This window comes from Kitasatospora sp. NPDC057965 (assembly GCF_042887135.1).
Lineage (GTDB): Bacteria > Actinomycetota > Actinomycetes > Streptomycetales > Streptomycetaceae > Kitasatospora.
This window is the reverse complement of the sequence record NZ_JBHVPZ010000027.1, coordinates 26,437-40,682: the sequence shown is the minus strand read 5'-3', so window position 1 is coordinate 40,682 and position 14,246 is coordinate 26,437. Positions and strand designations below refer to the sequence as shown.

Sequence of the window (14,246 nt, the reverse complement as noted above, 5' to 3'; positions counted from 1 at the left end):
GACGGCGCGCTCAGCGCTGCGCCGGCACCTCGGCGGCCAGCTCGGCCGGCACCTCGTTGGGGATCGCCCCGCCGAACCGGCGGTCGCGCATCGCGAACTGCTCGCAGGCCCGCCACAGATCGCGGCGGTCGAAGTCCGGCCAGAGCACGTCCTGGAACACGAACTCCGCGTACGCCGACTGCCAGAGCAGGAAGTTGGACGTCCGCTGCTCCCCGCTGGGCCGCAGGAAGAGGTCCACGTCCGGCATGTCCGGGTGGTACAGGTACTTGGCGAGGGTCTTCTCGTTGACCTTCTTCGGGTCCAGCCGGCCCGCCGCCACATCGGCCGCGATCGCCGCCGCGGCGTCCGCGATCTCGGCCCGGCCACCGTAGTTGACGCACATGTAGAGCGTGACGGCGTCGTTGTCCCTGGTCTGCTCCTCGGCGACCTGCAGCTCCTGGACGACGCTCTTCCACAGCTTGGGCATCCGGCCCGCCCAGCGCACCCGCACGCCCATCGCGTCCATCTCGTCGCGGCGGCGGTGGATGACGTCCCGGTTGAAGTTCATCAGGAACTTCACCTCGTCGGGTGAGCGCTTCCAGTTCTCGGTGGAGAACGCGTACAGCGAGATGTTCTTCACGCCCAGCTCGATCGCGCCCTTCAGCACGTCCAGCACGACGCCCTCGCCGACCTTGTGGCCCTCGGTGCGCGGCAGCCCGCGCTCCTTCGCCCAGCGGCCGTTGCCGTCCATCACGATCGCGACGTGGTTGGGGACCAGCTCGCCGGGGATCTTCGGGGGCCGGGCGCCGCTGGGGTGCGGGGACGGGGGAAGGTACTCCCGCTGCTTGCCGCCGCCGAAGAGCCGTCGCGCTGCCATGTGCTCACTTCTCCACGTATCTCATCGAGCGGATGCCCCGCTCCAGGTGCCACTGCAGATAGGCCGCGACCAGGCCGCTGCCCTCCCGCCAGTACCTCGGCTCGCAGGCGTCGGCCGTCCGCCAGTCCCCTGACAGCAGCGCCCCGAGCAGTACCAGTGTCTCAGGGGAGGGTACGGCACATCCGGGCACGCGGCAGTCCGCGCACAGGACGCCGCCCGCCTGGAGCGAGAAGAACCGGTTGGGGCCCTCCATGCCGCACTTGGCGCAGATGTCGAAGCTCGCGCCGTACCCGTTGACCGCGAGCGAGCGCAGCAGGAAGGCGTCCAGCACCAGGTGCGACTCGTGCAGCCCGGCCGCCAGCGTGCGCAGGCCACCGACCAGCAGCAGGTACTGCTGGACGGCCGGCTGGCCCTCGTTCTCGGCGAACCGTTCCGCCGTCTCCAGCATGGCCGTTCCGGCGGTGTAGCGGCCGTAGTCGGCCACGATCGGACCGCCGTACGGGGCGATCGTCTCCACCTGGGTGCAGAGCGGCAACCCGCGCCCGATCAGCTCACTCCCCCGGCTGAAGAACTGCACGTCCACGTGCGAGAACGGCTCCAGGCGCGCGCCGAACTTCGACTTGGTCTTGCGCACCCCGCGCGCCACCGCGCGCACCTTGCCGTGGTGGCGGGTGAGCAGGGTGATGATCCGGTCGGCCTCGCCGAGCTTCTGCGCCCGGAGCACCACGCCGTCGTCCCGGAAGAGGCTCATGCGCCCGCCTCGCCGCAGCGGGCCCCCGACAGCGCGGCCTCGAACAGTGTGGACATCCCACCATTGTCCCCCAGCCGTCGCACCCCGACGGACAGCCGTGTGCCCGCACCGGGCCGTGGGGGGTCGCCGAGCGGTGCGGGTCACGGCGGGCCCCGGGGGGGGAGGCCCGGTTGTGGGGGTCCAGGAGGAGGGACCAGGAAGGACTGGGGGGACGGGGAAGGAGGTCTAGTACGGCGTCCGGGTCGCCGCCTCCAGCAACGCCCCCACCCGCGCCTGCGGCAGGTCCAGGCAGCGCCCGACGGCGTCCAGCGCCTCCCGCTCCTGCGGCCGGTACCGGCCGTCGGCCAGGGCGATCGCCGCGCCCTGCAGCAGCAGCCGCTCCCGGCCCGGCTGGGCCAGGTGCGGGGCGAGCGGTTCGAGCACCGCGTGCAGTTCCACGGCCAGCCCCCCGGCCATGCCGTGCGCGTCGTAGAGTTCGCCGCCGAGCCCCGACAGCGCCGCCAGCGCGGCCAGCACCTGGGCCTCGCCGCAGTCCTCGAAACCGGCGTCGCGCACCGCCGCGCAGGCGGCCTCGCGGGCCGCTCGGTGGGCGGTGCCGCCGGCGGCCAGCAGGGCCAGCGCGACGGTGTACTGGGCGTCGCGCAGCATCCCGCCCAGGCGCACACAGGTGGGCTGTTCCAGGCTCTCCACCCCGAACCGGCCGTGGCAGCTGGTGCACTGCACGCTGCCGATCACCGGTCCGAGCGGAAGCACCGGGGTTCCCAGCAGCCGCAGCCACCGCCGGCCGTGCTGCCGGCGGTAGTTGCGGTCCCCGCCACAGCCTGGACAGAAGAAGTCACCGAGAACGTCAGTCCGCCACCGCGGGCGAACACCCCACATCCCTGTCACGGCGCCACTCCCCAGACATGGCAGGCGGCCTGCACAACAATGGGCAGGTCACGCGACCGGCCGCCGGGCCGTCCCACCGACCCGGCTTTCCGGTGGGACGATGTTGCCACGGTTGCCGACAGGTGTCAGTACTTCGAACGGCCCGATCCACGAAAAAATGTGGCGCAGGACACAGCGTGCGCGCCCCGGGCGCCGGACGCGCCCGGTCCGGCCCGGGAACGCCGCCGGGCCGCCCCCGAGGGGACGGCCCGGCCATGACCACTCGTACGAACTACCCGCGCCGCGCCCGGTTGACGGCGCTGATCATCGCCTTCAGCGAGGCCAGCACGGTGTTGCCGTCGATCCCGACGCCCCACAGCACCCGGCCGTCCACCGCGCACTCGACGTACGCGGCGGCCTGGGCGTCGCCGCCCTCGCTCAGCGCGTGCTCGGCGTAGTCCAGCACCCGTACGTCCACGCCGATCTGCGCCAGCGCGTCGGCGAACGCCGAGACCGGGCCGTTGCCGGTACCGGCCAGGGTGACCGGCGAGCCGTCCACCACGGCCTCGGCGGTCAGCGCGTCCCGGCCGTCCTCGGTGGTCAGGCGGCGCGAGCCGCCCAGCGAGATCCGGCCCCACGGGTTGGCCGTGGTCGGCAGGTACTCGTCCTCGAAGACCCGCCAGATCTCGGCCGGGGAGACCTCGCCGCCCTCGGCGTCGGTCTTGGCCTGGATGATCCGGGAGAACTCGATCTGCATCCGGCGCGGCAGGTCCAGCTTGTGGTCGTTCTTCAGCACGTACGCCACGCCGCCCTTGCCGGACTGGCTGTTGACCCGGATGACCGCCTCGTAGGTGCGGCCGACGTCCTTCGGGTCGATCGGCAGGTACGGCACGCCCCAGGTGTGCTCCTCGACCGGCACGCCCGCCGCGGCCGCGTCCGCCGCCAGGACGTCGAAGCCCTTCTTGATGGCGTCCTGGTGCGAGCCGGAGAAGGAGGTGTACACCAGGTCGCCGGCGTACGGGTGGCGCGGGTGCACCTCCATCTGGTTGCAGTACTCGGCGGTGCGGCGCACCTCGTCGATGTCGGAGAAGTCGATCTGCGGGTCGATGCCCTGCGAGAACAGGTTCATGCCCAGGGTCACCAGGTCGACGTTGCCGGTCCGCTCGCCCTGCCCGAACAGGCAGCCCTCGATCCGGTCGGCGCCGGCCATGTAGGCCAGCTCGGCGGAGGCGACCGCGGTGCCCCGGTCGTTGTGCGGGTGCACCGACAGGCAGACGAACTCGCGGCGCGACAGGTTGCGCGACATCCACTCGAACTGGTCGGCCTGGACGTTCGGGGTGGCCCGCTCGACCGTGGCCGGCAGGTTCAGGATGATCTCGCGGCCCTCGCCCGGCTGCCAGACGTCCATGACCGCCTCGCAGACCTCCAGCGCGAAGTCCAGCTCGGTGTCGACGAAGATCTCCGGCGAGTACTGGTAGCCGAAGACGGTGTCGTCGCCCAGCAGCTTCTCGGCGTACTCCATCACCAGCCGGGTGCCGTCGACGGCGATCGCCTTGGTGGCCGCCTCGTCGTTGCGGAACACCACCCGGCGGAACAGCGGCGCGGTCGCGTTGTACAGGTGCACGGTCGCGCGCGGCGCGCCGACCAGCGACTCGATCGTCTTCTCGATCAGCTCCTCGCGCGCCTGGGTCAGCACCGAGATGGTGACGTCCTCGGGGATCGCCCCCTCCTCGATCAGCGAGCGCACGAAGGCGTGGTCGGTGGCCCCGGAGGAGGGGAAGCCGACCTCGATCTCCTTGTAGCCCATGGCGACCAGCAGGTCGAACATCTTGCGCTTGCGGGCCGGGGACATCGGGTCGATCAGCGCCTGGTTGCCGTCCCGCAGGTCGGTGGAGAGCCAGCGCGGCGCCTTGGTGATCACCTTCGACGGCCAGGTGCGGTCCGGCAGGTCGACGGTGCCGAAGGGCAGGTAGCGGCCGTACCGCATCCCCGACGGGGCCTGGCGCACCGAGCCGGCGGTGATCGGGGTGGGACGGTCGACGAACGCGCGGGCGGCGGGAACGGGCGCGGCGGAGCTCTGCTCGGTCATGGAGGTGAGTCTCGGCTTCCTGTGATGCGTGGTGCGGGCTGGTCGGGGCGGTGTCCTCACCCGAGGTGTCGTCACCCGACTCGGCCGGCCTGCTGCCGCTCGCGGCCCTCCGTGGGGCCACCGGAATTCAGCGCGCAGCACAGTCCCCGCGGCGAGGGAGCCGGCCCTGGTGGACTACAGGCCCTCGACGCGGCAGCTAAGAAGAAGCAGCCCGTTGCGCATGATGCGGCCCAGCCTAACCCAGCGCCGCGCGACCCCGAAGCCGGCCGCCCGCTGTTCCCACCCCTTGAGACGGCGCACGGCGGCGACCGGGCGGCGCGCAATCCCGTTCGCGCCGGTGACAACAGGTCATCGATGCCTCACCCTGGGCCACATGACAGCCGAACCGACGCTCTGCGCGATCGTTCCGCCGTACGTCCTGGACCGCCTCGCCGAGGACGGTCACGAACCCGCCGTCCGCTCCCTCGCCCTCGACGCCGCGCACCGGGCCGCGCGGCTCGCCGCCGCCCTCCCGGCCCCGGCGGCCACCGACCGCCTGGAGCGGGTGATCTCCGACGCCGGGCACCGCGAGCGCCTGCCCGGACGCACCGTGCGCCGGGAGGGCGAGAGCCCGCTGCCCGACCAGTCCGTCAACCACGCCTACGACGGCCTCGGCGCCACCTGGACCCTGTTCTCCGCCGTCTTCGGGCGGCACTCCATCGACGACCAGGGCCTGCGGCTGGACGCCACCGTCCACTACGGCCAGGACTACGACAACGCCTTCTGGGACGGCCGGCGGATGGTCTTCGGGGACGGCGACGGCGAGGTGTTCGGCGACTTCACCGCCTGCGTCGACGTCATCGGCCACGAACTCACCCACGGCGTCACCCAGTTCACCGCCGGCCTGGAGTACCGCGACCAGCCCGGCGCCCTCAACGAGTCGGTCTCCGACGTCTTCGGCTCACTGGTCAAGCAGTACGCGCTGCACCAGGACGCCGCCGCGGCGGACTGGCTGATCGGCGAGGGGCTGCTCGCCCCCGGCGTGCAGGGGGTCGCGCTGCGCTCGATGAAGACGCCCGGCACCGCGTACGACGACCCCCGGCTGGGCAAGGACCCACAGCCCGCCCACATGCGCGACTACGTGCGCACCGCCCAGGACAACGGCGGGGTGCACATCAACTCGGGCATCCCCAACCACGCCTTCTACCTGCTCGCCACCGCGCTCGGCGGCTCGGCCTGGGAACGCGCCGGCCGGATCTGGTACGACGCGCTGACCGGCCGGCGGCTGCCCGCCGACGCCGACTTCACCGCCTTCGCCCGGGCCACCGTGGCCGCCGCGAAGGCCCGCTTCCCGGAACCGGAGGTCGCCGACACGGTGACCGCGTCCTGGGCGAAGGTCGGCATCAGCCCGACTTGAGCCGCAGTTAAGTCAAGGTCCGGGAAAACCCCGGCAAACGCCATCGCTGGGTAGCACCATGGACACCATGCGTATCCAGGTGACCCGGACCGGCGGCCTCGCGGGACACGTCCGCCGCGCTGAGCTCGACACCACCGAGCGGGTGGACGCCCCGCACGTGCACGCGCTCGCCCGCGAGGCCGTCGCGGGCGGGCTGCGCACGCCCTCCTACGGGGTGCCGGACGGCTTCCACTACGAGATCACCGTCGACGGGCGGACGGTGCACTGCGCCGACCCCAAGCTCACCGAGTCCCAGCGCGAACTGGTCTCCCTGGTCCTGCGCGAAGGGGCCTAGCCGGGCCCGGCCGCAGCCGCGCCCAGGGGTTTCACAGCCAGCCGTCGAGGGAGGCCAGGAAGCCCGGGAGGTCGTCCCGGTGGATGGTGTGGCCGGCCCCGGCGACCGTCCGGACCTCGTAGCCGAGGCCGCGCAGGGTCGCGGCGTCCTCGGGCCCGATCAGCCAGCTGTCGTCGGCGAGCTGCACCAGCGAGGGCACGGCCGGGGCGCCGGGCAGCGCGGCCCGGTCGCGCAGCGCGGAGAGCGCCAGCGCGGTGTCCGGGTCCCACAGCGCCAGGGTGGCCAGCTCGGTCTCCACGTCGTCGGCGCCCCAGCCCGGGTTGACCGCGGTGAGCTGCTCCCGGGTGGCCTGCTTGAACTGGGTGAAGACCGCCGGGTCGAACAGACCCGGCCGGGCGAACCGCCAGGCCGGGTCGGAGTAGACCGCCCGGGCGGGCCGCAGCCGCTCCACCGCGTGCAGCAGGGTCAGCGCGCCCAGCGAGTGGCCGATGGCCAGGTCGGCGCCCCGCGGCAGGGTGTCGACCAGGTCCTCGGCGTACCGCTCGGGGCCGTAGCGCTCCGCCGGGGTGGCGCCCTCGCCGCGCGGGCTGGCGCCGTGGCCGCGCAGGTCGACGGCGATCACCCGGTAGCCGCGCCCGGCGAGCGCCGGGCCGACCGACCGCCAGCTGCGGTGGTCGGACATGATCCCGTGGACCAGCAGCGCGACCCGCTCGCCGGTGCCCCACTCACGCGTGTGCAGCTTCATGCGGCGCCCTCCCCGGCGGTCGGCGGTCAGAACCCGAGCTTGCGCAGCTGCTTGGGGTCGCGCTGCCAGTCCTTGGCGACCTTGACGTGCAGGTCCAGGTAGACCGGGGTGCCGAGCAGCGCCTCGATGTGCTTGCGGGCGGTGGTGCCGACGTGCTTGAGCCGGGCGCCCTTGGCCCCGATCACGATCGCCTTCTGGCTCTGCCGCTCGATGTAGACGTTGGCGTGGATGTCGAGCAGCGGCCGGTCGGCCGGACGGCCCTCGCGCGGCAGCATCTCCTCGACCACGACGGCCAGCGAGTGCGGCAGCTCGTCGCGCACGCCCTCCAGCGCGGCCTCGCGGATCAGCTCGGCCACCATGATCTGCTCGGGCTCGTCGGTGAGGTCGCCGTCCGGGTAGAGCGGCACGCCCTCCGGGAGCAGCTTGCTGATCAGCTCGCCGACCAGCTCGACCTGCTTGTCGCCGACCGCCGAGACCGGGATGATCTCGGCCCACTCGATGCCCAGCTCGGCGCCGAGCTGGTGGACGGCGATCAGCTGCTCGGCCAGCCGCTTGGAGTCGACCAGGTCGGTCTTGGTGACGATGGCGACCTTGGGGGTCTTCTTGATCTCGGCGAGCTCCTTGGCGATGAACTTGTCGCCGGGGCCGAGCTTCTGGTCGGCGGGCAGGCAGAAGCCGATCACGTCGACCTCGGCCCAGGTGCTGCGGACCAGGTCGTTGAGGCGCTCGCCGAGCAGGGTGCGGGGCTTGTGCAGGCCGGGGGTGTCCACCAGCACCAGCTGGGCGTCCGGGCGGTGCACGATGCCGCGAACGGTGTGCCGGGTGGTCTGCGGGCGGTCGGAGGTGATCGCGACCTTCGTCCCCACCAGAGCGTTGGTCAGGGTCGACTTGCCCGCGTTGGGCCGGCCGACGAAGCACGCGAAGCCGGAGCGGTACGAGGAGGAAGGGGCATTCATGGGCTCCATTCTCCCTGATCACCCCCGCCGGGGCGGACACCGGCCGTCGGGGCGCTCACTTCTTCCCCTTGAACGCCGCGCCCAGGCCCCAGCCGAGGACGATCACCAGGAAGGAGACGGAGCCCCAGAGCCAGAACGGCGACCCGGTCTCCTGCCACTTGCCCATGCCCATCACGCCCGCCAACAGCCCCGCGAAGAACGCGAACGTCCCCAGCATCGCCCAGCCCCCTCACCGTGCCGGCTCCCCGCCCGTCCCCGGTGAGATTATCCGCCCGAATCAGGGGTGCCGGAACGCGCCGGTGCCCGGGGCACGAGCCCCGGGCACCGTACGGACCGCGCGCGTTCGGCGAGCCCCGACCAAGGTGCTCAGCGAGCTCCGACCGAGGCGCGCAGCGCCCCGTCCGGGCCGGCCAGCAGCAGCGGGGTGCCCGCACCGCCGAGGTCCCGGACCGCCGCGAGGTCGGCCTCCGCGGGCTGCTCCGCCTCGGTCACCACGGCCGCCGCCTCCAGCGACTTCGCGCCGCTGGCCACCGCCATCGCCACCGCCGTCTGCACCGCGCTCAGCCGCAGCGACTCCAGCGCGACCGTCCCGGCCACGTAGGTGCGACCGGTCTCGTCACGCACCGCGGCCCCCTCCGCCACGCCGTTGCGGGCGCGGACGGAGCGGGCCAGGGTGATGATCTTCTTGTCTTCGGGGTCCAGCTCGACGATGTCACTCATGCCCAGGAGCATAGGCCCCGGCCGTGGGACCGGCGGGCGTCCTCAGTGCCCGACCGGGTTGGGCGGCCCGGGCCGCATCACCTTCACGAAGGTCTTGGGGCCGCTCGGCATCCCCAGCTCCTCCCCCGTCCGCTTGCGCCAGTACGGGTTGTCGTGCGGCAGGTGGCTGCTGACCCGCCCGTACATCCCGAACGCGGTGATCACCACGCCGAAGGCGAAGGCGAAGATCACGTTGGAGATGCCGAAGTTCAGGATGTTGGCGTCCGGCCGGCCGAGCACCGTCAGCCCGTAGAACCCGGAGAGGATGAACAGCACGCCGGCCGCCATGTTCAGATTGGCGGCGAAGTTCCCTCCCACGACCGCGCCGATCACCAGGATCGCGCCCACCACGATGGACAGGACGCTCAGCGCGCCGTTGGTGGACATCCCGGCGATCTCATTGCCCTGGGTGTTCAGGAAGCCCGGGTGGTCGGCCAGCCCCAGGCTGCCGAACACGATCAGGAAGACCCCGCCGAGCCCCGCGCCGATCCGCCAGACCAGCACCAGTTTGTGGTCGACGGGCAGTTCGTCTTGCAGCTTCATGGCGACCTCCGAGGTGGCCGTAACGCCTGGCTCCGTCCCTGGGGACGGCTAGCTGTAGGGGTGGGCCCCCTGCATGTGCGGCACCTCGTGCATGTACAGCGAGCCGCACTGCTGGCAGCCCCGGAGCCCGGTCCCCCACTCCTGCTCCGGCCGGCTCTCCGCCTCGGCGGGAATGGTCCGGCCGCACAAGGCCGTGGCCGGGTCCTTCTCCCGCACGACGTGCCACACCTTCACCCCGCCCGCGCTCCCCTGCGGGCCGTACTCCGCGCGAAGTTGGTGAGTCATGCCTCCCATCGTCGCTCCGGAAGCACCCGAACGCTACTCGCCGCCCTCCCGGTCCGCCCCCGGCCCGGTGCCCACCGGGGCGGCGACGACGGAGCCGATCCGGTTGCGGCGCCCGGCCGAGCTCTCGGCGGTCAGCCGGATCGCGGTCAGTCCGCCCGGGACCTCCTGCGGCACCGGGATCTCGCAGGACGAGCCGGGGATCGGCACCCGGCCCAGGTGCTTGGCCAGCAGGCCGCCGACCGTCTCGACGTCCTCGTCCTCCAGCTCGATCCCGAACAGCTCGCCGAGGTCCTCCACCAGCAGCCGGGCGGTGATCCGGTACGAGCCGTCGCCGAGGTCCTCCACCGGGGGGATCTCCCGGTCGTACTCGTCGGTGATCTCGCCGACGATCTCCTCCAGGATGTCCTCGATGGTGACCAGACCGGCCGTGCCGCCGTACTCGTCGATCACGATCGCCACGTGCGAGCGCATCTGCTGCATCTCGCGCAGCAGGTCCGCGGCCGGCTTGGAGTCCGGGACGAACACCGCCGGCCGCAGCACCGCGCCGACCTCGTCGGACTCCGAGTCCCGGTTGATGTGGGTGCGGCGCACCAGGTCCTTGAGGTAGACGATGCCGACCACGTCGTCCTCGTTGTCGCCGACCACCGGGATCCGCGAGAAGCCCGAGCGCAGCGCCAGGGTCAGCGCCTGCCGCACGGTCTTGTGCCGCTCGATCATCACCAGGTCGGTGCGCGGCACCATCACCTCGCGCACGATGGTGTCGCCCAGCTCGAAGACCGAGTGCACCATCCGGCGCTCCTCGTCCTCGATGACGTCGTTCTTCTCCGCCAGGTCGACCAGCGCCCGCAGCTCCGCCTCGGAGGCGAACGGGCCCTCCTTGTAGCCCTTCCCGGGAGTCAGGGCGTTGCCGAGCAGGATCAGCAGCCGTGGGATCGGGCCGAGGATCCGGGCCAGCGGCAGCAGCACGAAGGAGGCCGCGGTGGCGGTGGTGAGCGGGTGCTGGCGGCCGATCGTGCGCGGGGAGACGCCCACCGCCACGAACGACACCAGCACCATCACGCCGAACGCCAGCAGCACGGCCTGCCAGGTCGTGTCGATGGTGCGCACGCACACCACGGTGACCAGGACCGCCGCCGCCATCTCGCTGGCCACCCGGATCAGGGTGGCCAGGTTGAGGTAGCGGATCGGGTCGGTGGCCAGCGCCAGCAGCCGGGCCGAGCCCTTGCGCCCGGAGCGCACGGCCTCCTCCGCCCGGAAGCGGGAGACCCGGGAGATGCCCGCCTCGGCGCACGCGGCCAGCCAGCCGAGCACGACGAGCAGCACGGCACCGAGGATGAAACTCGTACTCTCACCACTCACAGGGGTTCGGGCTCCGCGCTCAGTGGGTGGTGGGGGCCGGCGAGATGCCGCCGAGGCCCCGCTCGGCCCGCCAGCCGTCCAGGATCGCCTTCTGGAGGCCGAACATCTCGGCCTCCTCGTCCGGCTCCTCGTGGTCGTAGCCGAGCACGTGCAGCACGCCGTGGACGGTGAGCAGCTGCAGCTCCTCGTCCATCGAGTGCTTCGACGGGGCCGCCTTGCCCTGCTGCTCGGCGACCTCGGGGCAGAGCACGATGTCGCCGAGCAGGCCCTGCGGCAGCTCCTCGCCCTCCTTGCCGGGGCGCAGCTCGTCCATCGGGAAGGACATCACGTCCGTCGGGCCCGGGAGGTCCATCCACTGGATGTGCAGCTCCTCCATCGCCGCCCCGTCCACCAGGATCACGGACAGTTCGGACTGCGGGTGGATCCGCATCTTGTCCAGTGCGTAGCGGGCGACGTCGAGGATGGACTCCTCGTCGGCGTCCCAACCGGACTCGTTGGCGATGTCGATCGACATGACGGGCTGGTTACTCAGCTTTCGGTGCGATGGGACTGTCGGGGTGCGCGCGAGCCGCGCCGCTGGGCGGGCTTGACCGGGAGCCTGCGCTCCTCGGTCTCCTGGGCCTCCTGGCGGGCGTCCCAGCGCTCGTACGCGTCCACGATCCGGCCGACCAGCTTGTGGCGGACCACGTCGGTGCTGGTGAGGACGGAGAAGTGGATGTCGGGCACGTCGGCCAGGATGTCCTGGACGACCTTGAGGCCGCTGCGGGTGCCGCCCGGGAGGTCGATCTGGCTGGTGTCACCGGTGACGACCACCCGGGAGTTGAACCCGAGGCGGGTGAGGAACATCTTCATCTGCTCGGGCGAGGTGTTCTGGGCCTCGTCGAGGATGATGAAGGCGTCGTTGAGGGTGCGGCCGCGCATGTAGGCGAGCGGTGCGACCTCGATGGTCCCGGCGGCCATCAGGCGCGGGATGGAGTCCGGGTCCATCATGTCGTGCAGCGCGTCGTACAGCGGGCGCAGGTACGGGTCGATCTTCTCGTAGAGGGTGCCGGGCAGGAAGCCCAGCCGCTCCCCCGCCTCGACGGCCGGGCGGGTCAGGATGATCCGGTTGACCTCCTTGGCCTGCAGGGCCTGCACGGCCTTGGCCATCGCCAGGTAGGTCTTGCCGGTGCCGGCCGGGCCGAGGCCGAAGACGATCGTGTGCTTGTCGATCGCGTCGACGTAGCGCTGCTGGTTGAGGGTCTTGGGACGGATGGTCCGGCCCCGGTTGGACAGGATGTTCGCGGTGAACACCTGCGAGGGCGCCGGGCTGTCCGGGTCGTCCGCGGCACCGCGGAGCATGGCGATGGAGCGCTCCACGGCGTCCTCCGTCAGGGGTTGGCCGGTGCGCAGCACCAGCATCATCTCGCTGAACAGCTGCTTGACGAGGGCCACCTCGGCGCGCTGGCCGGTCGCGGTCACCTCGTTGCCGCGGACGTGGATGTCGGCGGCGGGGAAGCCCTGCTCGATCACCCGCAGCAGCGAGTCGGCGGCGCCGAGCAGGGTGACCATCGGATGCTTCTCGGGGATGACGATCCGGGCGCTGACGCGGCCGTCGTCGGCCGCCTCGGGGCGCGGCTGTCCGTTGGTACGGGTCTGCGATGTGTCACTCATAGGTCGGCGCTGGGGCCTGCCTCATCCCATCCGTGTCTCGTGGTGCCGCTCGGGTCTCTCCGGGGCACCAGGGTACGCCGCGCACGTGATCGACGCGGCGGGCGGCGGGGCCGCACCCGACGATGCTGCGGCAGATCGCCGGGGTCGCGCGACCGGTTTTCCGCGCCGGTCGCCCGCCGTACCGGCGTCGGCGCGGGTACGCGTACGGCCGGGTCACGTGCGCCGGGGCGGTACTGGTACCCGGGCGAGGTCCTCGGCAAGCACGATCGGGCCGTCGAAGTGCTTGCGGGCGTCGGCGAGGTGCCGGCCGAGGTCCGGGTAGCGCTGGGAGAAGTGGGTCAGCACCAGGCTGCGGGCGCCCGCCTCGGCGGCGACCTTGCCGGCCTGGCCGGCGGTGAGGTGGCCGTGGTCCTCGGCGAGCCGGGCGTCGGCGTCGGTGAAGGTGGCCTCGACGACCAGCAGGTCGGCGCCCTCGGCGAGTTCGTGCACGCCCTCGCAGAGCCGGGTGTCCATGACGAAGGCGAACCGCTGGCCGGGCCGGGGCTCGCTGACCTCGTCCAGGGTGATCCGCCGGCCGTCCGTCTCGATCGCGCCCTGCCGCTGCAGCCGGCCGACGTCCGGGCCGCCGATGCCCAGGGCGGCCAGCCTTTCGGGCACCAGCCGGCGGCCGTCCGGCTCGCTGAGCCGGTAGCCGAAGGACTCGACCGGGTGCGAGAGCCGGACCGCGTCCAGCGCGAAGCGGGCGCCGGGCACCGGCAGCGGGCCGGACTCCTCGATCGGGCGGGGCCGCAGCACGGCCGTCTCGTGGTAGGCGGTGGCGTGGCGCAGCCGCTCGAAGTACACCTCGCCGGAGGCCGGGAAGTAGACGTCCACCGGGTGCGGGACCCGGTCGAGGTTGATCCGCTGGATCACCCCGGCGAGGCCGAGGCTGTGGTCGCCGTGGAAGTGCGTGACGGCGATCCGGGTGAGCTGGGTGGCCGAGACCCCGGCGCGCAGCATCTGGCGCTGGGTGCCCTCACCGGGGTCGAGGAGCAGGCCCTCGCCGTCCCAGCGCAGCAGGTAGCCGTTGTGGTTGCGGTGCCGGGTCGGCACCTGGCTGGCGGTGCCGAGGACGACGAGTTCGCGCTGCGACACCCTGTCAGACCATGTCCTCGGTCATCGACCTGCCGCCGAGCACGTGGACGTGGGCGTGGAAGACCGTCTGCCCGGCGCCGGCGCCGGTGTTGAAGATCAGCCGGTAGTCCGCGACGCCCTCGTCGGCGGCCACCCGGCCGGCCTCGGCGAGCAGTTCGCCGGCGATCTCCGGCTCCTCGGCGGCCAGCGCGGCGGCGTTGGGGTAGTGGGCGTGCGGGATCACCAGGACGTGCAGCGGGGCCTTCGGCGCGATGTCGCGGAAGGCGAGCACCCGCTCGGTCTTGCGCACCACGGTGGCCGGGATCTCGCCCGCCACGATCTTGCAGAACAGGCAGTCGGGCTGCGGCTCGCCGGCCATCGGGTTCTCCTCGCTGGTGCTGCTCGGTCGGTCCGTACGGCGGCATGCTAGCCGAGCCCGGGCGGGGGTGGGGGGGGGGGGGAGGGGGGCCCGCCGCCCCCCCCCCCCCCGCCGCGCCCCCCGGGCCGCCCGCGGGGCGGGGGGCGGGCTGGGGGGGAGAA

17 protein-coding genes are annotated in these 14,246 nt (G+C 72.4%); 2 read left to right on the top strand and 15 right to left on the bottom strand.

The genetic code is table 11. The features are described 5' to 3' along the window. Window positions 1–10 precede the first annotated feature (10 nt). The 4 genes from ACFVVU_RS29415 to leuA all read right to left on the bottom strand — a co-directional run bounded on the left by ACFVVU_RS29415 (window position 11) and on the right by leuA (window position 4,563). Window positions 11–856, bottom strand: a complete 846-nt coding sequence (locus ACFVVU_RS29415) for an isoprenyl transferase (protein WP_380689842.1) — start codon at window positions 854–856, stop codon at window positions 11–13. A gap of 4 nt (window positions 857–860) precedes the next feature. Then, window positions 861–1,607: a DNA repair protein RecO gene (gene recO / locus ACFVVU_RS29410; protein WP_355375105.1), complete on the bottom strand. Its 747-nt coding sequence runs from the start codon at window positions 1,605–1,607 to the stop codon at window positions 861–863. 225 nt (window positions 1,608–1,832) lie between these two features. After that, window positions 1,833–2,342 carry a TerB family tellurite resistance protein gene (locus ACFVVU_RS29405; protein WP_350566386.1) on the bottom strand — a complete coding sequence of 170 codons (510 nt, stop codon included), beginning with the start codon at window positions 2,340–2,342 and terminating at the stop codon, window positions 1,833–1,835. 424 nt (window positions 2,343–2,766) lie between these two features. Beyond that, window positions 2,767–4,563, bottom strand: a complete 1,797-nt coding sequence (gene leuA, locus ACFVVU_RS29400; protein ID WP_380684894.1) for a 2-isopropylmalate synthase — start codon at window positions 4,561–4,563, stop codon at window positions 2,767–2,769. Between the two features lie 373 nt (window positions 4,564–4,936). Between leuA and ACFVVU_RS29395 the strand changes: the two genes are divergently transcribed. Both ACFVVU_RS29395 and ACFVVU_RS29390 read left to right on the top strand, forming a co-directional pair. Then, complete coding sequence (locus ACFVVU_RS29395) at window positions 4,937–5,959, top strand: M4 family metallopeptidase (protein ID WP_380684895.1); 1,023 nt, start codon at window positions 4,937–4,939, stop codon at window positions 5,957–5,959. A gap of 67 nt (window positions 5,960–6,026) precedes the next feature. After that, window positions 6,027–6,293, top strand: a complete 267-nt coding sequence (locus ACFVVU_RS29390; protein WP_344337572.1) for a protealysin inhibitor emfourin — start codon at window positions 6,027–6,029, stop codon at window positions 6,291–6,293. A 31-nt stretch (window positions 6,294–6,324) separates the two neighbouring features. On the opposite strand, the gene ACFVVU_RS29385 is transcribed toward ACFVVU_RS29390, so the two are convergent. The 11 genes from ACFVVU_RS29385 to ACFVVU_RS29335 form a co-directional block, all read right to left on the bottom strand. Further along, window positions 6,325–7,038, bottom strand: coding sequence for an alpha/beta fold hydrolase (locus tag ACFVVU_RS29385; RefSeq protein ID WP_380684896.1), 714 nt, complete (start codon window positions 7,036–7,038; stop codon window positions 6,325–6,327). A 26-nt stretch (window positions 7,039–7,064) separates the two neighbouring features. Then, window positions 7,065–7,994 carry a GTPase Era gene (era, locus tag ACFVVU_RS29380; RefSeq protein ID WP_380684897.1) on the bottom strand — a complete coding sequence of 310 codons (930 nt, stop codon included), beginning with the start codon at window positions 7,992–7,994 and terminating at the stop codon, window positions 7,065–7,067. 55 nt (window positions 7,995–8,049) lie between these two features. Then, complete coding sequence (locus ACFVVU_RS29375) at window positions 8,050–8,211, bottom strand: hypothetical protein (protein ID WP_355375122.1); 162 nt, start codon at window positions 8,209–8,211, stop codon at window positions 8,050–8,052. A gap of 149 nt (window positions 8,212–8,360) precedes the next feature. Continuing rightward, window positions 8,361–8,726: a cytidine deaminase gene (locus tag ACFVVU_RS29370; protein ID WP_380627779.1), complete on the bottom strand. Its 366-nt coding sequence runs from the start codon at window positions 8,724–8,726 to the stop codon at window positions 8,361–8,363. Window positions 8,727–8,756: 30 nt separating this feature from the next. Beyond that, window positions 8,757–9,296, bottom strand: coding sequence for a DUF4383 domain-containing protein (locus tag ACFVVU_RS29365; RefSeq protein WP_380684898.1), 540 nt, complete (start codon window positions 9,294–9,296; stop codon window positions 8,757–8,759). A gap of 48 nt (window positions 9,297–9,344) precedes the next feature. Continuing rightward, window positions 9,345–9,581 (bottom strand): hypothetical protein, encoded by a 237-nt coding sequence (locus ACFVVU_RS29360; RefSeq protein ID WP_380684899.1) that lies wholly within the window; start codon window positions 9,579–9,581, stop codon window positions 9,345–9,347. A gap of 33 nt (window positions 9,582–9,614) precedes the next feature. After that, the gene (locus ACFVVU_RS29355; protein WP_380684900.1) at window positions 9,615–10,940 is read right to left on the bottom strand and encodes a hemolysin family protein; all 1,326 of its coding nucleotides are present in this window, start codon (window positions 10,938–10,940) and stop codon (window positions 9,615–9,617) included. Window positions 10,941–10,959: 19 nt separating this feature from the next. Beyond that, window positions 10,960–11,454, bottom strand: a complete 495-nt coding sequence (ybeY, locus tag ACFVVU_RS29350; protein WP_355375134.1) for an rRNA maturation RNase YbeY — start codon at window positions 11,452–11,454, stop codon at window positions 10,960–10,962. A gap of 14 nt (window positions 11,455–11,468) precedes the next feature. After that, window positions 11,469–12,593 carry a PhoH family protein gene (locus ACFVVU_RS29345; protein WP_380684901.1) on the bottom strand — a complete coding sequence of 375 codons (1,125 nt, stop codon included), beginning with the start codon at window positions 12,591–12,593 and terminating at the stop codon, window positions 11,469–11,471. Window positions 12,594–12,806: 213 nt separating this feature from the next. After that, a complete protein-coding gene (locus ACFVVU_RS29340; RefSeq protein WP_380684902.1) occupies window positions 12,807–13,727 on the bottom strand; it encodes a ribonuclease Z in 921 nt (306 codons plus the stop codon). Between the two features lie 4 nt (window positions 13,728–13,731). Beyond that, on the bottom strand, window positions 13,732–14,085 hold the full coding sequence (locus ACFVVU_RS29335; RefSeq protein WP_380684903.1) for a histidine triad nucleotide-binding protein: 354 nt from the start codon (window positions 14,083–14,085) through the stop codon (window positions 13,732–13,734). Window positions 14,086–14,246 lie beyond the last annotated feature (161 nt).